We start from the raw sequence: 23208 nt of genomic DNA, 5'->3' as shown, positions 1-23208 counted from the left end.
CCTAAGCTAATTTAACATCTCTAATCGGATGAGGCGGTTGCATCCCCTGCCAAGGGTATGCTTACATCGTCACAGAAGCGCAGAACCAATCTGCCGATTACATAACGGGGAGCCTGCTTTGGCTGATGCGTCGAATAATGACGCGTTCGTTGAATTCGAACGCGTGCAAAAGAGCTACGACGGTGAAAATCTTGTCGTAAAAGATCTGAACCTCATTATGCCCAAAGGTGAGTTCCTCACCATGCTGGGCCCCTCAGGTTCCGGGAAAACCACCTGTCTGATGATGTTGGCTGGATTTGAGACGGCAACCCATGGCGATATTCGTCTTGGTGGTACCTCGATCAACAATATCCCACCGCATAAACGCGGCATTGGCATGGTGTTTCAGAACTACGCCCTGTTCCCCCATATGACGATCGCAGAAAACCTGTCATTCCCACTGGAAGTCCGCAAAATGGGCAAGTCCGAGCGGGAAGCCAAGGTGAAGCGCGCTCTGGATATGGTGGAAATGGGCGCCTTTGGCGGCCGCCGTCCTTCGCAGCTTTCCGGTGGTCAGCAGCAGCGAATCGCCCTGGCCCGTGCCCTGGTGTTTGAACCTGAGCTGGTTCTGATGGATGAGCCGCTGGGCGCGCTGGACAAGCAGCTGCGGGAAAAGATGCAGTTCGAAATCACCCATCTGGCGCACCGTCTGGGCATTACCGTGGTCTATGTGACCCATGACCAGACCGAAGCGCTGACCATGTCGGACCGGGTTGCGGTGTTCGAAGATGGCCGCATTCAGCAGCTGGCCCCGCCAGACAAGCTGTATGAAGAGCCACAGAACAGCTTTGTTGCCCAGTTCATCGGTGAGAACAACACGCTGGAAGGCGTGGTCAAAGAGATCAACAACGGCGTTGCTCTGGTTCAGTTGGACGATGGCGAGTTGATTGACTGTAAGCCGGTCAACGTCAGCAAGCCGGGTGAGCGTACCCGTGTTTCGATCCGCCCGGAACGTGTTGAATACAACAAAGACCGTCTCAGCGAAGGCGTACATACGCTTAAGGCTGAGGTTCTTGAATTCATTTACATGGGCGATATTTTCCGCACCCGTCTGCGGGTGGCTGGCAATGATGAGTTTGTCATCAAGACCCGGAACGCCCCTGATCAGGTTCGCCTGAAGCCAGGTCAGCAGATCGAAATTGGTTGGCTGCCCGAAGATTGCCGCGCTCTGGACGCCTAAAGTCTACTCGTGCAAACCCCCGGCGCTCATGACCGGGGGCAAGAAACTTAAGAAATTCAACAAGGAGAGATATCTCATGAAGATGACAAAACTGTCAGCATTGGTAATGACTACGGCGCTGGTCGCGCCGGCGGCATTTGCCGCAGACATGGCCAATGAAATGACCCTGGTGTCCTGGGGCGGTTCCTACCAGTCCAGCCAGGACAAAGCCTATGTACAGCCCTACATTGCCAACAACCCCGGCGTAAAAGCTGTTTGGGACGAGAGCTCGGCTGAAGCTGTTGCAAAACTGCGCGCCATGAACGAAGCCGGCAATGTAACCTGGGATCTGGTTGACGTTGTGGCCTCGGATGCGATGCGTCTGTGCGACGAAGGCTTGGCCGAAGAAATCAACCACGACGAAGATCTGGCTGCTGCCCCCGATGGCACCTCGGCTTCTGAAGATTTCGGCGACCTGCTGGTGTCCGACTGCTTCATTCCACAGATCGTTTACTCGACCACATTTGGCTACCGCACCGACCTGGTTGGCGCAGAAGCACCAACCTCTGTCTGCGACATCTTTGACCTGGCGAAATTCCCAGGCAAACGTTCGCTGCAGAAGCGCCCAATCGATAACATGGAATGGGCTCTGTACTGCGATGGCGTTGCCAAGGACGACATCTATGACGTTCTGGGCACCGACGAAGGCGTAGCCCGTGGCCTGGCCAAGCTCGACACCATCAAAGACAGCGTTGTCTGGTGGTCTGCTGGTGCAGAAACTCCCCAGCTGCTGGCCGATGGCGAAGTTGTGATGGGTTCGACCTTCAACGGCCGCCTGTTCTCGGCGATTGCTGAACAGAACCAGCCAATTGGTATGCTCTGGGACATGCAGTCCTTTGACCTTGACGGTTGGATCGTTCCCGCCGGTCTGCCTGCGGACCGCAAAGCCCGCGCCATGGACTTCCTGAAGTTCGCCACCGACACTCAGCGTCTGGCTGATCAGGCGGCTTACATCTCCTACGGTCCAGCACGTGCCTCCTCGGCGCCACTGGTTGGTAAGCACGCGGAACTGGGTATCGAAATGGCGCCACACATGCCAACCGATCCTGCCAACGCGGGTAACGTGCACACCTATGACTACGAATGGTGGGCAGACAACCGCGACGATCTGGACGCGAAATTCCAGGCCTGGTTGGTTAAGTAATCTAACCTCGTTGTGACAACGGGAAAGGGCCCGGCCCCAATGCCAGGGCCCTTTCTCCACCAAAAAAAACGACCCGACGGGGACCCCCACCATGAGTGACACCACCCAAAACGGCCCAGTGCTGGCCGCTGATGGCACGCCTCTAAAGCGTAGCCTCGCGAAGGCACTGCGGATGCAGAAGCTCAGGGCCTTGATGCTCATCGCACCATTGCTCTTGTTTATCCTTGTGACCTTTATCCTGCCCGTTGGCGACATGCTGTTCCGGTCGGTGGACAACCGAATCGTTCAGGATGTGCTGCCAAATACTGTGCGCGCACTCGAAAACTGGGATGCCGCGTCATCGGAGCTTCCTGATGAAGCTGTCTTTGCCGCTATGGCCGTGGATCTCAAGGCTGCGGCTGAGATCAAGGTTCATACCAAAGTCGCCAAACGCCTGAACTATGAGAACCCGGGCATGGCCTCGGTGTTCCGTAAATCAGGGCGCAAGGTTCGAAAATGGGATGTTGAGAACGAAGGCCCCTACAAAGAGCGCCTGATCGAGCTCAACGATGGCTGGGCTGATATCGAGCTTTGGCGCACCATCAAGACCTATTCCGGGCAACGGACCATGGGCTATTTCCTCAATGCGGTGGATATGAAGCTGGGGGCCGACGGTGCCGAGGTACGACCTGAGACCGAGCGTATCTACAACACCATGTTGATCCGGACCATGCGGATGTCGCTGATCATTACCTTCAGCTGCATTATGCTGGGCTACCCGGTTGCCTGGTTGCTGGCCAATATCACCACACGATCCGCCAATATGCTGCTGATTCTGGTGCTCTTGCCCTTCTGGACTTCGCTGTTGGTGCGGACCTCGTCCTGGAAAATTCTGCTGCAACAACAAGGCGTCATCAATGACGTGCTGGTCTGGATAGGGATTGTTGGCGACGACAATCGGCTTGTGCTCATCAATAACGAGCTAGGCACAATCATCGCCATGACCCATATCCTGCTGCCCTTTATGATCTTGCCGATGTATTCGGTGATGCAGACCATCCAACCGACCTATCTACGTGCCGCCAAATCTCTGGGCGCGACCAACTGGACGGCTTTCTGGCGGGTCTATTTCCCTCAATCTGTTCCAGGCATTGGGGCGGGATCGATCCTCGTCTTCATCCTCGCGGTTGGCTACTACATCACACCTGCCCTCGTAGGCGGTACCAAGGGTACCTTTATCTCTAACCTGATTGCCTATCACATCTCGTCGTCTGGCAACTGGGGTCTGGGTGCGGCACTGGGTGCGATCCTCCTTGCAGTGGTGCTGTTGCTCTACTGGGTCTATGACAAAATTGTCGGCATCGACAACGTGAAGCTGGGGTAACCGACAATGAGTGCACTTCCTCCATATGCGACCACCGGCCAGCGGGCCTGGTACTACTCCTTTCGGGTGATCTGCGGGTTGATCTTCTTCTTCCTGATTGCTCCGATCGTGGTAATCATCCCGCTGAGCTTCAATTCGCAGGACTTCTTTACCTTCACACCGGAAATGCTGCGGCTGGATCCAGAAGGGTTCTCGCTGAAACACTATCGTGACTTCTTCAGCAATGACTCCTGGCAAAGCGCGATGTGGAATTCGCTGAAGATTGCCCCCATGGCGACACTGGTTTCTGTGACCTTTGGTACCCTGGCTGCGATTGGCCTCAGCCAACCCCATGTGCCCTTCCGGCGCGCCATTATGGCGATCCTGATTTCGCCCATGATTGTGCCGCTGATCATTTCTGCGGCTGGCATGTACTTCTTCTACAGCCGTATTGGCCTGCAGGGGACATATATCGGCGTGGTTCTGGCTCATGCGGCCCTGGGTATTCCCTTTGTGATCATCACCGTGACGGCCACATTGGTCGGCTTTGACCGTTCGCTGACCCGTGCGGCGGCAAACATGGGTGCAGACCCAGTGACCACTTTCTTCCGTATCCAGATGCCATTGATCCTGCCTGGCGTGATCTCTGGTGGCCTGTTTGCCTTTATCACTTCGTTTGATGAGGTTGTGGTGGTTCTCTTTGTTGGCTCGGCGGGACAAAAGACGCTGCCTTGGCAGATGTTCATTGGCTTGCGTGAGCAGATCTCGCCCACCATTCTGGCGGTTGCAACGATCCTGGTGGCGATTTCCATCGCGCTGCTTGCAACCGTTGAAATGTTGCGACGTCGCTCGGAGCGTCTGCGGGGCATGAGCCCTAGCTGATCAGCAGCGCAAACGGAAAAAACTATTAAGGCCTCGGAGATATCCGGGGCCTTTTTATTGCTGGATCAGGATGTGTTTGCCGAATTTGATCTGTCGATCTGGGCCAGTGCCTCGCGCAGCATCGGGATCCGTCGGGGGCGAAAGCTGGTCTCGGTGAGCTGTAGCGCGGCCATGCGATCCAGGCGAAAGATCCGGAAGTCGCGGCGCATCAGACACCAGGCAATCAGCACATTGGAGCGATCCAGGTAGATCAGCCCCAACGGCCGAACCCGGCGTTGGGTCTGCGTGCCTTTGAAGTCGGTATAGGCAAACCCGATTTCGACCTCGTCCCAGGTGGCCTGACGCAGATCGGACAGGGTGATGCCGGGCAGGGGTGGCCGCTCAAAGCGGTGAGCGCTCAGTACTGCATGGCGCAACCTGTGCGATTGCCGTTCGGGCAGGCGTCCCTGCAATTTGCGCAGGGCCTCGGCGGCGGCCTCAGCCAGATCGGGATCGCCGATCTGTTCAACCTCGCGCAGCCCCAAAACCAGGGCTTCGAGTTCCAGGTCTCGGAACCCAAGCGGCGGCAGGGCGTTGTCCTCGATGAGGGTAAAGCCATAGCCTGCCTCGCCGTCGATGACGGCCCCAAGCTGGCGCAGGGTGGCAATATCGCGGTGGATGCTGCGGCCAGAGACTCCCAGGTCCTGCCCCAATTGCGCTGCGGTTTTGGGACCAGCGCCGCGCCGTAGCAGCTGCATGAGGTGAAACAGACGATGGGTTCTGGACATGGGTGTTGCTGCCTCCTGATGACAAATATTGTCATTGGTCAGCGATAGTCTGTTTTGGAAACAAAAGACAGGATTTCCCAATGCTCACACTGCTGACTTACCCCCGCAACGCCGAGGTCTTTAGCCTCAGCCCCTTTTGCGTCAAGGCGGCGCTGCTGCTGAACCATGCCCAGGCCAAATGGCAACGCCAGGATCTGCGCGATCCGCGCAAGATGCCCCACCAAAAACTGCCGGTCCTGCGTGTGGGCCAAGAGCTGATTTCCGACAGCGCAAATATCCGCCGCTATCTGGAGGCAGGGGGCGCGGAGTTTGATCCGGGGCTTGGCAAGCGGGAGCGGGCGCAGGCCCATAGCCTGATCCGCATGGCCGAAGAGACGCTCTACTTTTTTGTGGTGCGGGATCGTTGGGACAACGATGCGGTTTGGCCCACCATCCGTGACAATTATTTTCAGGAAGTTCCCTTTCTGCTGCGCCGTCCGGTCACCGGGGCGATACGGCGATCGGTGCATCAAGGGCTGCAGTTCCAGGGCATTGGCCGTTTTAGTGATGCTGAACGCTTTGCGCAGCTTGACGGCCACCTACAGGCCATCGCCGATTTGCTAGAAGGGCAGGATTTCCTATTTGGCAAGCAGGTGACCAGTGCCGACATGAGCGTTGCGGCCATGCTCCAAGCCATGGGCTCGACAATGGTGAAAACGCCCACGGTGGAGCGGATCACAGGGAACCCGGTGCTTTGCCGGTACCTGACACGGGTTTTTGACCAAGCAGGGCAGATGCCCTGAGGGCGATGGGGCGCAAAGAGCGATCTTTGCGCCCAGACTTCATCTGCGCTTGTTACGTTCGACCTTGCGCTTGACCTTGGCAGTCTTGTGCTTGGAGCGGCTGCTTTTGCGTTTTGCGGTATGTCCTGCGGGGCTGCGCCGACGACCACCCCCCTTGCCGCCCCCACCGCCAAAGCCGCCTTTGGGCAGGTCTGCGTCCTCAATCGACAAAAGCTCCAGCTCCAAACCGCCGGTAACGGGCGCCGCCTGGGTCAGGCGTACGGTTACCCGCTGGCCTAGCGAGATGGTGAACCCGGTATCGGCCCCCATCAGGGTTCCGGCCTCGGCGTCAAAGTGGAAGAACTCGCGCCCGATGGTGCGCACGGGCACCAGACCATCCGCCCCGGTTTCATCCATTTTCACAAAGGCACCAAAGCGCGCGATGCCGCTGATCCGTCCAGTGAATTCAGTGCCGACCCGTTCGGACAGATAGGAGGCCAGATAGCGGTCGGTGGTGTCGCGTTCTGCGATCATCGAGCGACGCTCGGTTTCGGAGATATGGGTCGCAGTCTCTTCGAGGCGTTCGATCTCAGCTGGCTGCAAGCCATCGTCTCCCCATCCATGAGCCGAGACCAGCGAGCGATGCACGATCAGGTCCGCGTAGCGGCGAATGGGAGAGGTGAAATGCGCATAGTTGCGCAGGGCGAGGCCAAAGTGACCGAAGTTTTCTGGCGTGTAATAGGCCTGCTGCATCGAGCGCAGAGTCGAGATATTGATCAGCTCTGCGTCATCGGTGCCCGCAGCGCCATTCAACAGGGCGTTCAGATGTTTGGTCTGCAGCACCTGACCCTTGGCCAGCGGGAAACCGGCCGCCATGGCGGTTTCGCGCAGGGACTCCAGCTTTTCTGGCGCGGGTTCTTCGTGGACCCGGAACAAGAGCGGCGAGCGTTTTTTGATCAGGGTTTCGGCGGCTGCGACATTGGCGAGGATCATGAATTCCTCGATCAGTTTATGCGCATCCAGCCGGTCGCGGAAAGCCACTGAGGTCACTTGTCCGCTGTCGCTCAGCACGATTTTGCGTTCGGGCAGATCCAGGTCCAGCGGCTCGCGCTTGGCACGCGCCTTTTTCAACGCGGCATAGGCGGCATAAAGCGGCTTGATCACGGGGTCCAGAAAATGCTCGGTGCGGTCTGTCACCTGACCGTCCATGGCGTCCTGGACCTCGGCGTAATGCAGCGAGGCCTGCGAGCGCATCAAACCGCGCACAAAGCGGTGCGAGAGCTTGTTGCCCTCGGCATCCAGCTGCATCCGCACCGCCAGACAGGGGCGCGGCACGCCCTCGTGCAGCGAGCACAGATCGCCCGACAGCCGGTCGGGCAGCATCGGCACTACGCGATCCGGGAAGTAGGAGGAATTGCCGCGCTTGCGGGCTTCGCGGTCCAGTTCAGATCCGGTTGTGACATAGGCGGCGACATCGGCAATGGCGACCCAGATGATATGGCCACCAGGGTTTTTTGGATCGCTATCGGCTTCGGCATAGCAGGCGTCATCATGGTCGCGGGCATCAGCTGGGTCGATGGTGATCAGTGGCATATCGCGCAGATCTTCGCGCCCCGACAGGCCCATCGGTTTGGCGGCGTCCGCCTCAGCGACCACCTTGTTGGGGAAGTCATCGGGAATGCCGTGCTGATGAATGGCGATCAGCGACACGGCCTTGGGGGCGGATGGATCGCCCAGCCGGTTGATCACCCGCGCCCGCGGCAATCCCATGCGGCCCTTGGGACCGGCCTGTTCCGCCTCCACCAGTTCACCATCCTTGGCGCCCTGTATGGCGTCTTCCAGAACGATCCACTCGTTTGAGGAGGATTTGTCGATAGGCACAATGCGGCCGCCCTCAGCCCCCTTGCGGAAGATGCCAATGACCCGTTTGGGATTGACGCCGATGCGGCGGATGATCCGCGCCTCGTAGTGGTGATCCGAGCCTTCGACTTTGCTGAGGCGGGCGAGAATACGATCACCCTGTCCTAGGGCGGGGCCCGCAGGCGTTGTCACCACCAAAACGATGGGCTCGATCCCCTCGCCGTGCCATTCCAGTGGCTGCGCATAAAGATCGCCGTTTTCATCCGGTGCCTTGATCAGCAGCACTGTGACGGGCGGCAATTGTTCCGGATCGCGATAGGTCTTGTTGCGCTTTTGCAGATGCCCTTCGGCCTCCAGCTCCTTCAGCAGGCGCTTGAGATCAATGCGGTCCGCGCCCTTGATGCCAAAGGCCTTGGCAATGTCGCGTTTTGATGTCTGGGTCGGGTGGGCGCTGATCCAGTCGAGGATCTCGGCCTTGGAGGGAATACGGGTCATATCTCCCGCCTAGCACGGCTGGACAGGGAGGTCATGATGAAAAGCGTTACGGGGCGCGCAACCCTGTCTTCAGGACTGTTTGAGATCGGCGCCGGTATCCACATCTCGCAGCTGATCTGTCAGGGCGATCCGGTACCCGGGCAGGCCGCGCAATGTATCAGCCAGTGCATGTTCACTGGACCAGCGCACATCTTTAAACAGGCTGCGTGGCAGGCGTTTGGGATGTTTGACCCCCACCAGCCAATAGCCGCCATCCGGTGCTGGGCCAAAAACTGCGTCATGATTGCCAAGCGCGGCAAAGGCGCGGGCTATATGGGCGCGGTTAATGCCGGGAATATCGGCGCCAATCAGGCAAGTGGGGCCTTGGTTGATCTGTCCCGGCATGGCACCAGCCCGGCGTAGCATGGATTTCATCCGCTGGCCCAGATCGCCCTGTCCCTGCGGGTGACGCAGAATATCGGCGGGCCAGACCCGCGAGGCGACGGCCATATCAGGGGCAACAGCAAGCACAATCCGCCAGCGCGGATCCCGAAGGCGGCGGATCAGCCGGGCGCTTTGATGGCGAAACCACCAGGTGGCGGCGATGCTACCGATGTCCCGTCCCAGACGGGTTTTGACCCGGCCGGGGCGGGGCTCCTTCACCATGATGATCAGGACGGGTGTCACGCCAGCTCCAGCACCATGTCGCGGTGATCAATGCCCGCGTCATCATAGATAGGGCCAAAGGCTTGAAAACCGAGCTTTTCATAAAAACCAAGCGCCTGAATCTGGGCCCCCAGTTTGACACGAGAGATGCCGGGTGTTTCGCGGGCAATATCGACAGTGGCGCGGATGATATCAGCGCCGAGCCCGGTGCCACGGGCGCGTTCCAGCACGCAGACCCGCCCGACCTTGGCCGTGCCCTCCTGAAACAGAATGCGCGCAGTCCCCACCGGGGTGTCGCCGTCGCGTGCCATCAGATGGGTCGCCGTTGCATCCAGCGCATCCTGTTCTTCCTCAATAGGCACACCCTGCTCTTGCACAAAAACGGTATGGCGCAGGGCAAGGCAGGCTTCAAAATCCTGGGTCACGGCGATGGAGGTGCTCATGCAAAGTAGTCTTTCAGGATGCGGGTGTAGATGGATTTCAGCTGGGTGATCTGCTCAACCGGTACGCATTCATCGACCTGGTGCATGGTTTTGCCAACCAGGCCAAACTCCACAACCGGGCAGTGGTGTTTGACAAAGCGCGCATCCGAAGTGCCGCCCGTGGTCGACAGCTCGGGCGCAAGGCCTGTCTCGGCTTCAACGGCTGCTGCTACCAGATCGGACAGGGCGCCGGGCGGGGTGATAAAGCTCTCGCCGGAGATCTTGATGGTCATGCCGACCGCGACACCGAACTCGGTTGTGACTCGGTCGACTTCTTCCTGTAGCCAGGCACTGAGACTGGCCCCGCTATGGCTGTCATTGAAGCGGATATTCACCGTTGCGCTGCTCTGGGCCGGGATCACATTGGTAGCAGGGTTTCCGGTGTCGATGGTCACAACCGCCAGGGTTGAGGCATCAAAATGCTCGGTGCCCTGATCCAGCTCGTGACTGGCGAGGCGATCCATCAGCCGCGCCATGGCGTTCAGCGGGTTATTGGCGCGGTGCGGGTAGGCAGAGTGCCCCTGTTTGCCCGTCACAGTGAACCAGGCGGTCATCGAGCCACGACGGCCGATCTTGATCATTTCGCCCATGGTATTGGGGCAGGTGGGTTCCCCGACCAAGCAGACATCCATGGCCTCTCCCGTGGCCTCCATATGGTCGAGCAAAGCAGTGGTGCCATCAATGGCATCGCCCTCTTCGTCGCCGGTTATGGTCAGGATGACGGCGCCATCGGGAGGGGTATCTGTGACAAAATCAATGGCGGCAGCGGCAAAGGCCGCAACCCCGGACTTCATATCCGTGGTACCCCGGCCATACATCACGCCCTCCTTAATCTCGGCCCCAAAAGGGGGCATGGTCCAGGCGGCCTCATCCCCCAGGGGCACCACATCGGTGTGGCCGTTAAAGCCAAAACTGCGGGCATGGCCCTTGTCGCCCCAGCGGGCAAAGAGGTTGGCAATGCCGCCGCGATCTACGCGGGTGCAGGCAAATCCGGCCTGGGTCAGCAGCTCGTCCAACAGCTGCAGGGCGCCGCCCTCTTCTGGGGTGACCGAGGGGCATCGGATCAGATCTGCGGTGAGTTGGATCGGGTCGATAGGGGGCATGGGGCTGCTCCTGTGTGGCGCTGAAATCTGTCACCTGGACTAAGGTTTTTAGGGGTTTAGCGCGCTTTGTGATCCCGTGCAAATGCGGCCAGATCCTGCGGTGGCAAGATGCAGTAGGCCGGACCGCTTGGGGCTGGCATTTGTGGCGTAAAAGCTGCGTTTTGGCTTTGGCAAAACTTCCCGGATGACTCTGCGCAAAAACCCGTGTTAAGAAATTATTAGTAAATAAGACCAGAGGCAGGTCACCAGAGCGCAAAACACCACAAAGTGGGTTTGCCAAAACAAAAGGGCCAAACAAGGCTCGGGCGCACACTGGGACTCTGCTGTGGCGTGACAGGTGATGTGTCTCTCCAATTGAGGATTGGGGCGAGGCAAATGGCGACAGCAGCAGAGCTGGGATATGATACCGGCGCAACAGCCACCGAGATGGCCGAAGAGATTTTTGGCGACGGTGTCACCGTGGTCAGCGCCGATTACACCGGCGACAATCGGTCATCGGCGATCTATTCGAATGGGGATGCCCTGGCACCGGGTGCGACTCCGGGTGATACAGGCGTTATTCTGTCAACCGGGCGGGCCAACAGCTTTACCAATTCCAGCGGTGATCCGAACCGGGCGACCAATACCTCGCGCAATACAAGCGGCGAAAACAACAACTCCGATTTCAACGCTGCGGCGGGTGCCAGAACCTATGATGCCTCCTATCTGGATGTGAGCTTTGTGCCCGACAGCTCGGTCCTGACCATGGAGTTTGTTTTTTCCTCTGAAGAGTTCCCGGAGTATCAAAATTCGGTCTATCAGGATGTGGTGGCCGTTTGGGTAAATGGCTCGATTGTTGAGATGGATGTGAGCGGCGGCACCGCCAATCCGGGCAATATCAGCGCCTCGATCAATGAGAACCTTTACCTCGACAATACCGGCGACGATTTCAACACAGAGATGGACGGCCTGACCGTCACCATGACTTTGACCATGACTGTCAATCCCGGTGTGGTGAACGACATCCGCATCGGGATCGCCGATGTAGGTGACAGCAGCTATGACAGTAATTTGCTGATTGCCGGGAATTCGGTGCAGACCAATCTGGTCGCAACGACAGATGTGACCCATGTGGCGGCGGATGGCAGCAAGGTTGTTGATGTTCTGGCCAATGATGTCAGTACCTCGGGCGGGGTTCTGACGGTAACCCATGTCAACGGTGTGGCCGTTACGGCGGGCTCGGTGGTAACGCTGACCACAGGTCAGCAGGTCGAGGTGAACGGTGATGGCACTCTGACGCTGCATGGCGATGGGGATATCGAAGATTTCAATTTCACCTATACTGCCAGCAACGGGACAAACAGCGACACCGGCTTTGTGAATGCCAGTTCGATCCCCTGCTTTGTGGCGGGAACCATGATCCGCACGCCGGGCGGAGAAGTCCGGGTTGAGGATCTGCACCCTGGAGATCTGGTGACAACACGGGATCACGGGGCGCAGCCCCTGCGCTGGATTGGCTCCCGCACCGTGACCGCCGAGGGTGATTTTGCTCCGATTCTGATCCGTGAAGGCAGTTTTGGCTCGCATCGCGATCTGATGGTGTCTCCGCAACACCGGATCCTGTTGCGCGACGCCTATGCCGAGCTGCTCTTTGGGGAGGGAGAGGTTCTGGTGGCGGCCAAGGATCTGCTGAACGGCGGCAACGTCTCTCGCCAGTTTGGCGGCGAGGTCACCTATGTTCATCTGTTGTTTGATCAGCATCAGGTCATCTATTCCGAAGGGCTCGCGACCGAGAGCTTCCTACCAGGGCCGCAGACCGGACAGCTGTTTGAACAGCCTGTCCTGCAAGAGATCTATGCGCTGTTCCCCGAGCTCGACCCAGAGACGGGCCTTGGCTATGGTGCCTCTGCTCGACCGGGGTTGAAGGGGTTTGAAGGCAAGCTGCTTGCTGCACTGCAGGCCGCCTGAACCGATGGGCTGGCTGGGCATCAACGATCTGGAGGGCGGCGGGTCCGACCTGTCCGGTCTGGTGCAGGCCATGCAGGCTGCTGGGGGCGGTGACGCCTTGATGCTGCGCGGCACCTTGGTGATCGAGATGGCGATCCCCGACACGCGCAGGCCGGAACCACTGGTGATGTTTGCCCAGGGAGGCGACTGGCCCATAGATTTGAGGCTTCAGGCGGTGCCCGGTGGCGGGGTGAGTCTGGTCTTGCAACAGGCGGGCAGCCTGTCTCATGCGACGCTGAACCCCAGCGGATCCGGGCGCGCCGGACAGGTCAGGCTGACCTATGCCTGGGACAGTTTGGCGGGCTATGCGCGCCTGGGCCTGGAACGTGCCGACAGTGATCGGGTGCAGATCACCCGGCTGCCCCCGCCGCGTCCCTGGCGCTATCAGGATCTGAAAACTCTGGTCTCTTGCGGACCGCTACGCTTTACCGCTGCGGCGCTGAGCTACATGGCGATATCGGACAGGCTGGAGCCCCTGGGGCCGATGCCCGGACTTGATCCGGCAAGCCAGGTGGCGACCCCTCTGGGGTATCGCCCTGTTGAAACCCTGCAGCGCGGGGATCTGGTGCTGAGCGAAACGGGCGACAGCCTGCCGGTCCTGCATGTGTTGCACCGGGAAGTGCCGGCCCTGGGGATCTTTCGGCCTGTTCTCCTGCGCGCGCCCTACTTCGGTTTGCAGCAATCGCTCCAGGTTTCGGCCTCACAGCGTGTCGTGTTGAGCGGCAGTGAAGTGGAATACTTGTTTGGACGGCCCGCAGTTCTGGTGCCCGTGCGCCATCTGTTGGGTACCCCTGTGGCGACACCGGGGCAGGCCCGGGGGCTGACCACCCGGTACACTCAACTGGTGCTGCCCGATCACGCGCCGCTGCTGGTGGCGGGTTCGGTTTTGGAGAGTCTATACCTTGGCAGCCTGCGCCGCGATGCCACCCGTCTTGGGGCCAGCCAATTGGCCAATGTGGAGCGGGCGACCCTGCCAGAACATGGCCCGCCAAGATATCCGGTGCTGGGAGCATTTGACGCGGCAGTTCTGGCAGAGCGGCGCGTGGCCTGACGCCTTCGCGCTTGCCTGAACGAGATGAACAACTTAGACAGTTTCAGAAATGTTGTATCTGGTCCTGAGGTCTTGATTTGCGCGCTCTTCGCTTGATCACCCCGTTTCTCTTCCTGCTTTGGAGCAATGTGCTGGCGGCGCAGGTCGTGGAAGTCAACACGGTGACACGCCCTCCCTTTTCAATGATTGAAAAGGGCCGCGAGACCGGTTTCTCCATTGAGCTCTTGCGCGAGATCTCCAAACGCCTGGACTGGGAGCTCGTAATCCATCGCAAGGACAGCTTTTCGGATATGTTGTCGGGGGTGCGCGACGCCGAGGTGGATCTGGCGGCTGCGAATATCTCGATCACCGCAGCCCGCGAAGCCGAGATGGATTTCAGCCAGCCGGTGTTCGAGAGCGGCCTGCAGATTCTGGTTCATGTGGACGATGTGAGCGAGCCCTCCCTGGTCAATGCCTTGATGTCCTGGGATCTTGCCCTGGCCATTGGCCTCGCCTTTCTGCTGCTTATGGTGGGCGGCATGTTCATGTGGGCTCTGGAACGCCGTGCCCAGCCTTATTTTGACCGCCCGCTCAAAGAGGCCTGGTTCCCGTCGTTTTGGTGGGCGCTCAATCTGGTCGTGAATGGCGGCTTTGAGGAGCGGGTGCCCCGTACGGCCGTCGGGCGGGTGTTTGGCGTGATGCTGGTGCTGTCCTCGCTGTTCATCGTGTCGATTTTTGTCGCCAAGATCACTGCCGTGATGACGGTCGAGGCGATCAGCGGATCAATCACTTCGGTGAATGATCTCTACGGCAAACGGACCGGCACCATTGAGGCCTCAACTGCGGCGAATTTTTTGCAGCGCCGCGATATCGACTATCAGGGCTACAACAGCCTGGAAGAGCTACTGGCGGCCTTTGAGGCAGGGGATATTCGCGTGGTGGTTTTTGATGCGCCAGTGCTGAATTACTATGTTCAGCACGGTGGCAGCGCGCATGGGCGCACCATTGGATCGGTGTTCTTGCGGGAATATTACGGCTTTGTCTTCCCACAGGGCTCTGCCATGACCGAGCAGGTGAATCGCAGCCTGTTGGAAATGCAGGAAGATGGTAGTTATGAAGCGCTCTACCACAGCTGGTTTGGCCGCATGAACTAAGCCCGGCTGCTCTGCGCGCGCGGCTGTTCCAAGCCAGCGCGGATGGCTGGCCTGGTTGCAGAATTTGCTGCTAGATCAGTGAAAAGTCGGCTGATCACCGTCAAAGAACGGCGTCATCTGAGCAACAATCACGGAGTTTTCCTCCAGAGCGCGCTGCATCAGAGCAAGCTCTTCTTCTCCGATTTCATGGCCTTCCTCCTGGCGTTCCGCCAGGGTGCCATAGCCGGTCACATCCAGCGGTGCCGTGTCTGCCTGCTTCAGGATCGCGACGGTCTCGCGCACGGCTTCTGCCTCATCCACGCCGGAGGCATAGATCATCAGGGCAGCCCCGGTTGCACCTTCTGGTAGACCATCGCCCTCTTTGCGACCGATCTGAACCAGGAGCGTATAGACCTGCTGGCGGGATATCTTCTTTTTTTCCATGGCGTCGCCATAGCCCTGTCGGAGCCTCGGGGTCAATCGAATTCAGTTCATCCAGTTTTGCAGGGAACTCCGAGGGTCAATTGTCGAGCATTCACCTCACAGTAAGGCCTGTTTGATTAGATAGGGAAAACGATTCTTCACCTACGCAGGCACGCGGCCTTTGATAGGCGAAATCATAGATCCAAGAGGGTTCCGATATGCCGACCGCCTCAGAGTTACCAATTGATACCTCTGCAACAGCCCAGGAAATGGCTGAGGCAATGTTCGGCAATGGCATTTCCATTCAAAGCGCCAGCTATACAGGCGCTGCGTCTTCTTCGGGGATCTACACAGATGGCGACAGTGTCGCGCCGGGTGTGACGCCTTCGGATACCGGTGTTATCCTGTCGACGGGTCAGGCCACCGACATCACCAACAGCAGTGGGGATGTGAACGACTCCAGCAGAACCACTACAGAAATGGGCACGAGCGGTGACAGCGATCTCAGCGCGATTGCCGGAGGCAGCACCTATGATGCAGCCATCTTTGAAGCCGAGTTCATTCCGGCCGGCTCCACCCTGACCATGCAGTTTACCTTCTCCTCAGAGGAGTATCTGGAATATGTCGACCAGGGGTTCAACGATGCAGTGGGCGTCTGGGTCAATGGCGTAAAGGCCGAGATGACAATTGGCGATGGCGATATCTCCATCGACAACATCAACACCGGGTCGAACGAGAATCTCTATGTCGACAATTCGCAGAATGATGACCTTTACAACACCGAAATGGACGGGTTCACCGTCACGCTGACTCTGAAGGCGCCGGTCAACCCGGATGTGGTGAACACCATCAAGATCGGCATCGCCGATGCGGGCGATGCAAAATACGATTCCAATCTGCTGATAGCCGGTGATTCCGTTCAGACCGAATTGATCGCTCAGGATGATGAGGCGACAGTGCAGGAAGGCGGCGAGACAACGCTAGATGTCTTGGACAATGACATCCATGCGGATGGGGCCAGCCTGACAATCACCGAAATCAATGGTCAGCCGGTTGTGTCCGGGTCGACGGTGACCCTGGCGGGTGGCGAAGTGATCACGCTGAACTCCGATGGCACCATGACCATCGAGGGCCAGGATGATGTAGATAGCGACGAAGAGACCACCTTTACCTACACGGTTGAGGACGATCTGGGGAATTCGGACACCGGGGTTGTCGAAGTCACGACAACGCCCTGCTTTGTGGCGGGCACCTTGATTGAAACGCCCAATGGCCCCATTCGGATTGAAGATTTGGAGCCGGGAGATCTGGTGCTGACACGCGACCATGGCGCCCAGCCTCTGCGCTGGATCGGGCGCTCGCGGCGTCGGGCCGAAGCGGCAGATGCTCCGGTGCGGTTTGCGGCTGGTGCTCTGGGCGACCATGCCGCGCTTGAGCTATCCCCCTGCCACCGGGTGCTGCTAAAGGATCAATGGGCCGAGGTGCTCTTTGGCACCTCCGAGGTCCTGGTCAAAGCAGTGAATCTCATCAATGGTCACAGCATCACCCGGCGGGTGGATGCCAGGGCCGTCACCTATGTGCATCTCCTGTTTGATCAACACCAAATCATCTGCGGCAATGGGCTGGAGAGCGAAAGCTATCATCCCGGCGCGGAAACCCTGGCCAGCTTTGATGGCGCCACGCGGGCCGAGGTGCTGGAACTGATGGGCGGCGATCTGAGCGCATATGGCGCCAGCGCGCGCTTGTCGCTGAAACCCTTTGAGGCTCGCGCCTTGCTCAGCGGATCCGGACTGTCCGGCTGATAGGCCTGAAATCCTGCTTGCGAGCGGCCGAGAAAGGGCGCAAAGCTGCGCTCGGCTGACAGGCTGTTGCAGGATATATCATGCGGTTTTCGATTTCACAGATTGCCCCCCAAGCCTGGAAAAACGGAGGCGGCTCCACTCAGGAGCTGGCTCGTGCGGATGGGGATGCGGGGACGGCGCAGATGATCTGGCGGGCAAGTCTGGCGCAGATTGATCAGGATGGGCCTTTTTCCACCTTTCCCGGACTGTCCCGCATTCACTGTATTGTCGCAGGCGCTGGTTTGCAGCTGTCCAACGGGGATTATCGCCTTTCAGCCAAACCGCTAGACCCGCTGTATTTTGACGGTGGTCTGGATCTGGAAGCGCGCCTGAAAGAGGGCCCCTGCACAGCCTTTAATCTGATCTATGAGCCAAACCTAATCCGTCCCGAAATGCAGATTTGTGAAGCGGGCACTCATAGGCTTGGCGATGGGGCGCACTTGGTTTTTGCACTCACTGGGAAACTGCGGCTGGACCTGCCGGAGGCTGAAATCTGCCTTGGTCAGGGCGATGGCTGGCACGGCGACCTCTCTGGTTTGGTTGAAATTGCACCGGGGAGCCGGGCGGTTCTGGTAGGATTGGAACTGATCTAACCGCAAAAGAAAAAGCGCGCCCCCTTGGGGTCAAGGAGACGCGCAGCAGTCACAACAAAAATAGCGAGATCAGTCGCGCAGCAGATCGTTGATGCCTGTCTTGGAGCGGGTCTTTGCATCGACGCGCTTGACGATCACGGCACAATAAAGGCTGACGCCGTTCTTCGATGGCATCGAGCCGGAGACCACGACGGAGTAGGGCGGGACTTCACCATACATGACTTCGCCGGTCTCACGGTCGACGATCTTGGTGGATTGGCCGATGTAGACGCCCATGCCTAGAACCGAACCTTCGCGCACGATGCAGCCTTCGACCACTTCCGAGCGCGCGCCGATAAAGCAGTTGTCCTCGATGATGGTGGGGCCGGCCTGCATGGGTTCCAGCACGCCGCCAATACCGACACCGCCGGAGAGGTGTACGTTCTTGCCGATCTGCGCACAGGAGCCAACGGTGGCCCAGGTGTCAACCATGGTGCCCTCGTCCACATAGGCACCCAGGTTCACAAAAGAGGGCATCAAGACAACGCCGGGGGCGATGAATGCGGATTTACGCACGATGCAGTTGGGAACGGCACGGAAGCCGGCCTCTTTCCATTCCGTATCGCCCCAGCCCATGAATTTGCTGTCGACCTTGTCCCACCAGCTGGAGCCCTGAGGCCCACCGGACTGCATCTCCATATCCTTGATACGGAAGCCCAGCAGGACAGCTTTCTTAGCCCATTGGTTCACGTGCCAGTCGCCGCTGTCCATTTTTTCGGCAACCCGCAGGGAGCCGGAGTCCAGAGCCTGCAAAGTGGCCTCAATGGCCTCGCGCTGCTCGCCAGTGGTGGCGGGGGTGATGGTGTCACGGGCCTCCCAGGCGGCCTCGATCGCGGTTTCCAGCTGAGCGTTGGACATTGGGGGGTACTCCGGCGTGTTTGCTAAATTAGGATTCGCAGCTTTCTAACGGCAATCTGCCCGCAGGTCATGCCCGGATTACGGCCAAAATGACGCCGCGCCCGGCGTTTTGCCGCCTTTACCCCACCCGGCGCAGGTGTCGACGCAGGATTTCACAGGCCGTGCCGGCATCCTGGCGCTGCATGGCTTGCAAAATGGCGGCGTGATCCTGGTCGATGCGGGGGCGCCATTGGTGCTGCCAATTGGCAAAGAGATGCCTGGCGGATGCAATATGCAGGTCGTCAATCGAGGCCAGCAGCCGGGGCATCTGACAGGGCGCCAGAATGATTCGGTGAAAGGCGCGGTTGCAGCGCTCCCAAGTGACCATATCCGTGGCCTCGTCGCAGGCGATACGGGCCGTTTCTGCTGCGATCAGATCTGCCTGGCTGATACGGGCAAAGGCATGGGTGAGCGCCAGAATCTCCAGAGCCACCCGCATTTCGATCACTTCGCGGATTTCCGACGGGTTGAGGGCGCTGACACGGGTGCCCCGCCGGGGCTCGGAAATCGCCAGACCATGGGCTTCCAGCCGCAGCAGGGCCTCGCGCACCGGAACGTGGCTGGTGTCAAAGGCCCGCGCGATATGGTCCTGGCGCAGCTTTTCGCCTGCCTCCAGCTCGCCCTGGATGATTTGCTCACTCAGGGCGAGGTAGATGGTATCTGCGATTGTTGCGCTCATGCTTGGCTCGATAGGGCGGCTGCGGCCGTGGTGCAAGTCTCAGCCCATGGGGTCGGGAGCGATATTGCCGCCGCATAGCAGAACCGCCACTTTTTCGCCCCGTGCCGGGCGGTAGGCGCCAGATGTGAGCGCAGCCAGAGCCGTGGCACCTGCGGGTTCCACCAAAAGGCGTCGTTCGCGCCACAGAGCGGTTTGCGCGGCGGTGATGGCGTCATCGCTGACGGTGAGTGAGGTCAGATCCTGGGTCCTGGCCAAGTCAAAGCAGATGGAACCGATCCGGCGCGCGCCCAGCGCGTTTGCCGCCACGCCCGAGACCTCGACATCCACGGGAGCCCCTGCCTGCAGCGCCATGTGCAGCGCACAGGAGGTTTCCGGCTCCACGGCCACGATCTTTTTGGCGCCTTGAAACCAGGCCATGGCCCCGGCAATTAAGCCGCCACCCCCAACGGCGATAATCACCGTATCGGCTTCGAGCCCCTGGGCCTGCCATTCGGCAAAACAGCTGCCCTGTCCTGCGACTGTGCTGGGGGCATCATAGGCATGCACCTGCCCGGCGCCGGTCTGTTGCTCATAGGCCTGCGCCTGTTCCATGGCATTGGCATAGGCGCCGGGAACCACCTGCAGATCGGCACCGGTGTTTTTGATCAGGGCAATCTTGGCTGGGCCAGCCATTTCCGGCACATAGATGCGCGCCTTGTGGCCCAGTTGATGGGCTGCATAGCCAACGGCTGCACCATGGTTGCCGCCCGAAGCCGCGACCAGCCCGGCGCTGGGCACATCCTGGCTCAGCAGGGTGTTAAAGGCGCCGCGCGCCTTGAAACTGCCGGTATGTTGCAGTTGCTCGAGCTTCATCTCGATTGGGAAATCCAGACCAAAGCCCTGGCTCTGCATCACCGGGGTGACCTGGATGTGGCCTGCAATCCGCTGCACGGCCTCATTGATTTCGCGGGTCCAATCCATCTGCGTGCTCTCCCTCTTCTCAGCCCGGGGACCTTAGCGGTTGTCTCAGATGAGACAAGTCTTAGCGCTCCTGTTTTAAATCTCAGCAAAGCGCAGACAGCGGGGCTGGCGCTGCACGGCGGATGGGCGCTAAGCTGGACCTCCAGAATTTCAATTAGGATTGTTCGAGACGCCATGAATGATGATCGCCACAGCCGCTTTCCGGATGCTCATTCCGACCGGAGCCGCGCCGAACATGTGCCCGAGACGCCGCAATCGGCCTCGCCTGCCTATCGGCTGGCCTTTGCGGATGAGGATTTCCTGTGCCGCGAGGAGCTGCGCCCTGTGCGTCTTCAGCTGGAGTTGCTGAAGCCAGAACTGATGCTGAACGAGCAGGGGATCGACAGCACCATCGTCATGTTTGGTGGTGCCCGCATTCCTAGCCCAGCCAACAAAGACAGCGCTCGCACCCAGACATTGGCGGATCTGTCGCATTTCTACGATGAGGCGCGCGAGTTTGCCCGGCTGATGACGGAAAAGTCCAAGGAAAGTGGTGGACGTGAAAATGTCATCGTCACCGGTGGCGGCCCCGGCGTGATGGAGGCGGGCAATCGTGGCGCGCTGGATGCGGGCGGTCATTCGGTGGGGCTGTCCATCGTACTGCCGCATGAACAGGCCCCCAATGGCTATGTCACGCCCGAGCTGAGCTTCAACTTTCATTACTTTGCCATTCGCAAGATGCATTTTCTGATGCGGGCGGCGGCGATCACCGTCTTTCCCGGTGGCTTTGGCACTCTGGATGAACTGTTTGAGAGCCTTACTCTGATTCAGACGGGCCGTATGGAGCGTGTGCCTTTTATTCTGTTCGGCCGCGCATTCTGGGAGAAAATCATCAACTGGGACGCGCTGTCAGATGCGGGCACGATCTCGGCCGAGGACCTGGGCCTGTTCCGCTTTGTTGAAACGGCGCAGGAAGCTGTGGAAATTATTGAGAACTGGTCGCCGGCACCTGCGCGCGACAGTCTTCCGGGGCGCGATCGCTAAGGTGGAATGACAAAAGCACTCAGTCAGAACAGGTGGGAGCTGTGTCCGGCTGAGTGCTTTGTAAACGTCAAAAGCGGGGTGTGGGGCCCCAATTTTTGGGTGGAAAATGTAGATGTTTGGGTGGGGGATCCTTTTGTGAATACCGGCCTGGCGGCCGGATTTTAGGCGAATTCTGCTGGCAGGACGCCAATTTCGGTGCCCTTAGGCAGGCTTGTCACGATCTGTGCGCCATCGACATTCTTGATGGCATAGCCATAGCCGCGCAGACGGAACTGCCATTCGCGCGGGCTCAATGCTTTTTCACGTTCTTCACGGATCAGGTCCAGAACATAGGGTTCCAGGTTGCTATTCGCGGGTTCGGGGATATGTGTTGTCAGGGCCATGCTCGTTCCTCACAGATTCTTTTTGATTGTCTATGAAATAGAAACTGTTGGTTGCCTGTGGCCGGATTATATCCGGTTTAAGGAAAGATTGTGGCAACGCGCCTGATGGCATCATAGGCGCAATAAAAAACGCCCCGGACCATCTGATCCCGAGGCGTCTTTGTCTTAGGGGCTGATCCTTTGGGCGGGCTGTCAGGGTTTGACCCCGGCCTCTGCTTCGATCTGCTTGCGGCTTTTGCGGGCGCGTTCTGTTGCCGATTTCAGCTGGCCACAGGCCGCCATGATGTCTTCGCCGCGCGGTTTGCGAATGGGCGAGGCATAGCCGGCATCATGGATGATATCGGCAAAGGTCCTGATCCGGTTGTTCGACGAACGCTTGTAGGCCGATCCGGGCCATTCATTAAACGGGATCAGGTTGATCTTGGCCGGGATGCCCTTGATCAGCTGCACCAAACGATGGGCGTCTTCCTTGCTGTCGTTCACATGGTCCAGCATCACATATTCAAAGGTGATCCGTTCCGAGTTTGACAGGCTGGGATAGGCGCGCAGGGCTTCGAGCAGGGCTTCGATGTTCCAGCGTTTGTTGATCGGCACCAGCTTGTCACGGACCTCATCGGTGGTGGCGTGGAAAGACACCGCCAGCAGGCAACCGATTTCTTCTGCGGTGCGGGCAATCTCGGGCACCACACCCGAAGTCGACAGGGTGATACGGCGACGGCTGAGCTGGATGCCTTCGGGATCCATGGCGATCTTCATTGCGTCACGCACATTGTCAAAATTATACAGCGGCTCGCCCATGCCCATCAGCACGATATTGGACAGCAGACGTGCCTCATCGGTGTTGCGGGTGCCGGGGACGGGCCATTCGTCCAGATCGTCGCGCGCCATCATCACCTGACCGATGATTTCCGCTGCGGTCAGGTTGCGCACCAGTTTCTGGGTGCCGGTGTGGCAGAAGGAGCAGGTCAGGGTGCAGCCCACCTGGCTGGAGATGCAAAGCGTGCCACGATCGGTTTCGGGGATATAGACCACCTCGACCTCGTGACCACCAGCGATGCGCACCAGATATTTACGGGTGCCATCCTCGGAAACCTGTTTGCTCACCACCTCTGGGATGGCGATCTCAAAACTCTCTTCCAGCTGCGCGCGCAGCGATTTGGAAAGATTGGTCATCTCGGCAAAGTCGCGTTTGCCCCACTGATAGATCCACTGCCAGATCTGTCCGACCCGCATCTTGGCCTGCTTTTCCGGCACGCCGCAGTCAATCAGGGCCTGGCGCATCTTATCGCGTGTCATGCCGACAAGATTGGTCTTGCCCGCCTCGCTCTCCTTGCGGGGAACTGTCAGGATATCCGGGGTGATTGGCGGATTGGCGGTCATGGCTGATCGACTCGACTATTGGAGGCAGGATGCGGCTACATATAGGAGATTGCGCAAAGATCAAAAGAAAACCTCTGCACGGGACCGCATGGCCGGGTTGTC

At 59.0% G+C, this 23208-nt stretch carries 21 protein-coding genes and 1 pseudogene; 11 read left to right on the top strand and 11 right to left on the bottom strand.

Features of this window, described 5'->3' with window-relative positions; all coding sequences use genetic code 11:
• Positions 1 to 118: 118 nt before the first annotated feature.
• The 4 genes and pseudogenes from AN476_RS00690 to AN476_RS23325 all read left to right on the top strand — a co-directional run.
• Entirely contained in the window at positions 119 to 1219 is a 1101-nt protein-coding gene (locus AN476_RS00690) for an ABC transporter ATP-binding protein (protein ID WP_054458553.1), read from the top strand.
• A gap of 76 nt (positions 1220 to 1295) precedes the next feature.
• Positions 1296 to 2402 (top strand): extracellular solute-binding protein, encoded by a 1107-nt coding sequence (locus tag AN476_RS00685; RefSeq protein ID WP_054458551.1) that lies wholly within the window; start codon positions 1296 to 1298, stop codon positions 2400 to 2402.
• A gap of 91 nt (positions 2403 to 2493) precedes the next feature.
• Positions 2494 to 3765 (top strand): ABC transporter permease, encoded by a 1272-nt coding sequence (locus tag AN476_RS23330; protein WP_054458548.1) that lies wholly within the window; start codon positions 2494 to 2496, stop codon positions 3763 to 3765.
• A gap of 15 nt (positions 3766 to 3780) precedes the next feature.
• Positions 3781 to 4626, top strand: a pseudogene (locus AN476_RS23325) (ABC transporter permease); the annotation flags it as partial.
• A gap of 65 nt (positions 4627 to 4691) precedes the next feature.
• Here AN476_RS23325 and AN476_RS00670 read toward each other — a convergent pair.
• Positions 4692 to 5393 carry a YafY family protein gene (locus tag AN476_RS00670; RefSeq protein ID WP_054458544.1) on the bottom strand — a complete coding sequence of 234 codons (702 nt, stop codon included), beginning with the start codon at positions 5391 to 5393 and terminating at the stop codon, positions 4692 to 4694.
• A gap of 80 nt (positions 5394 to 5473) precedes the next feature.
• Here AN476_RS00670 and AN476_RS00665 point away from each other — a divergent pair, with 80 nt between their 5' ends.
• Entirely contained in the window at positions 5474 to 6175 is a 702-nt protein-coding gene (locus AN476_RS00665; protein ID WP_054458543.1) for a glutathione S-transferase family protein, read from the top strand.
• A 39-nt stretch (positions 6176 to 6214) separates the two neighbouring features.
• On the opposite strand, the gene rnr is transcribed toward AN476_RS00665, so the two are convergent.
• The 4 genes from rnr to dapE all read right to left on the bottom strand — a co-directional run bounded on the left by rnr (position 6215) and on the right by dapE (position 10739).
• Positions 6215 to 8509 carry a ribonuclease R gene (gene rnr, locus AN476_RS00660; protein WP_054458541.1) on the bottom strand — a complete coding sequence of 765 codons (2295 nt, stop codon included), beginning with the start codon at positions 8507 to 8509 and terminating at the stop codon, positions 6215 to 6217.
• Positions 8510 to 8578: 69 nt separating this feature from the next.
• The gene (locus AN476_RS00655) at positions 8579 to 9175 is read right to left on the bottom strand and encodes a TIGR04282 family arsenosugar biosynthesis glycosyltransferase (RefSeq protein ID WP_157063655.1); all 597 of its coding nucleotides are present in this window, start codon (positions 9173 to 9175) and stop codon (positions 8579 to 8581) included.
• Positions 9172 to 9597 carry a GNAT family N-acetyltransferase gene (locus AN476_RS00650; protein ID WP_054458539.1) on the bottom strand — a complete coding sequence of 142 codons (426 nt, stop codon included), beginning with the start codon at positions 9595 to 9597 and terminating at the stop codon, positions 9172 to 9174. Before AN476_RS00650 ends, AN476_RS00655 begins: the two co-directional genes overlap by 4 nt.
• Positions 9594 to 10739, bottom strand: coding sequence for a succinyl-diaminopimelate desuccinylase (dapE, locus tag AN476_RS00645; RefSeq protein ID WP_054458537.1), 1146 nt, complete (start codon positions 10737 to 10739; stop codon positions 9594 to 9596). The genes AN476_RS00650 and dapE overlap by 4 nt, the downstream gene beginning before the upstream one ends.
• Before the next feature lie 375 nt (positions 10740 to 11114).
• Between dapE and AN476_RS00640 the strand changes: the two genes are divergently transcribed.
• The 3 genes from AN476_RS00640 (at position 11115) to AN476_RS00630 (ending at position 14909) form a co-directional block, all read left to right on the top strand.
• Positions 11115 to 12686: a Hint domain-containing protein gene (locus AN476_RS00640; RefSeq protein ID WP_054458534.1), complete on the top strand. Its 1572-nt coding sequence runs from the start codon at positions 11115 to 11117 to the stop codon at positions 12684 to 12686.
• On the top strand, positions 12664 to 13776 hold the full coding sequence (locus AN476_RS00635) for a Hint domain-containing protein (RefSeq protein ID WP_253279808.1): 1113 nt from the start codon (positions 12664 to 12666) through the stop codon (positions 13774 to 13776). The genes AN476_RS00640 and AN476_RS00635 overlap by 23 nt, the downstream gene beginning before the upstream one ends.
• A 77-nt stretch (positions 13777 to 13853) precedes the next feature.
• Positions 13854 to 14909, top strand: coding sequence for a transporter substrate-binding domain-containing protein (locus AN476_RS00630; RefSeq protein ID WP_083464171.1), 1056 nt, complete (start codon positions 13854 to 13856; stop codon positions 14907 to 14909).
• Between the two features lie 75 nt (positions 14910 to 14984).
• Here the strand turns inward: AN476_RS00630 and AN476_RS00625 are convergent, their stop codons facing one another.
• On the bottom strand, positions 14985 to 15332 hold the full coding sequence (locus AN476_RS00625) for a hypothetical protein (protein ID WP_054458529.1): 348 nt from the start codon (positions 15330 to 15332) through the stop codon (positions 14985 to 14987).
• A gap of 197 nt (positions 15333 to 15529) precedes the next feature.
• Here AN476_RS00625 and AN476_RS00620 point away from each other — a divergent pair, with 197 nt between their 5' ends.
• Both AN476_RS00620 and AN476_RS00615 read left to right on the top strand, forming a co-directional pair.
• Positions 15530 to 17113 carry a choice-of-anchor L domain-containing protein gene (locus AN476_RS00620; RefSeq protein WP_054458527.1) on the top strand — a complete coding sequence of 528 codons (1584 nt, stop codon included), beginning with the start codon at positions 15530 to 15532 and terminating at the stop codon, positions 17111 to 17113.
• Between the two features lie 80 nt (positions 17114 to 17193).
• On the top strand, positions 17194 to 17745 hold the full coding sequence (locus tag AN476_RS00615) for a HutD family protein (protein WP_054458525.1): 552 nt from the start codon (positions 17194 to 17196) through the stop codon (positions 17743 to 17745).
• Positions 17746 to 17814: 69 nt separating this feature from the next.
• Here AN476_RS00615 and dapD read toward each other — a convergent pair whose 3' ends face one another.
• The 3 genes from dapD to AN476_RS00600 all read right to left on the bottom strand — a co-directional run bounded on the left by dapD (position 17815) and on the right by AN476_RS00600 (position 20320).
• The gene (dapD, locus tag AN476_RS00610; RefSeq protein WP_054458523.1) at positions 17815 to 18642 is read right to left on the bottom strand and encodes a 2,3,4,5-tetrahydropyridine-2,6-dicarboxylate N-succinyltransferase; all 828 of its coding nucleotides are present in this window, start codon (positions 18640 to 18642) and stop codon (positions 17815 to 17817) included.
• Between the two features lie 118 nt (positions 18643 to 18760).
• The gene (locus AN476_RS00605) at positions 18761 to 19360 is read right to left on the bottom strand and encodes a GntR family transcriptional regulator (RefSeq protein ID WP_054458521.1); all 600 of its coding nucleotides are present in this window, start codon (positions 19358 to 19360) and stop codon (positions 18761 to 18763) included.
• Positions 19361 to 19399: 39 nt separating this feature from the next.
• Complete coding sequence (locus tag AN476_RS00600; RefSeq protein ID WP_054458520.1) at positions 19400 to 20320, bottom strand: threonine/serine dehydratase; 921 nt, start codon at positions 20318 to 20320, stop codon at positions 19400 to 19402.
• 174 nt (positions 20321 to 20494) lie between these two features.
• Between AN476_RS00600 and AN476_RS00595 the strand changes: the two genes are divergently transcribed.
• Entirely contained in the window at positions 20495 to 21343 is an 849-nt protein-coding gene (locus tag AN476_RS00595) for a TIGR00730 family Rossman fold protein (RefSeq protein WP_054458518.1), read from the top strand.
• 161 nt (positions 21344 to 21504) lie between these two features.
• On the opposite strand, the gene AN476_RS00590 is transcribed toward AN476_RS00595, so the two are convergent.
• Complete coding sequence (locus AN476_RS00590) at positions 21505 to 21726, bottom strand: hypothetical protein (protein ID WP_054458517.1); 222 nt, start codon at positions 21724 to 21726, stop codon at positions 21505 to 21507.
• Positions 21727 to 21918: 192 nt separating this feature from the next.
• A complete protein-coding gene (rlmN, locus tag AN476_RS00585; protein ID WP_054458514.1) occupies positions 21919 to 23106 on the bottom strand; it encodes a 23S rRNA (adenine(2503)-C(2))-methyltransferase RlmN in 1188 nt (395 codons plus the stop codon).
• Positions 23107 to 23208 lie beyond the last annotated feature (102 nt).

Origin of the sequence: Phaeobacter sp. 11ANDIMAR09 (assembly GCF_001294455.1) — a bacterium.
GTDB lineage: Bacteria > Pseudomonadota > Alphaproteobacteria > Rhodobacterales > Rhodobacteraceae > Pseudophaeobacter.
The sequence above is the reverse complement of the archived record's forward strand: the minus strand, read 5'-3'. Positions and strand labels throughout refer to the sequence as shown.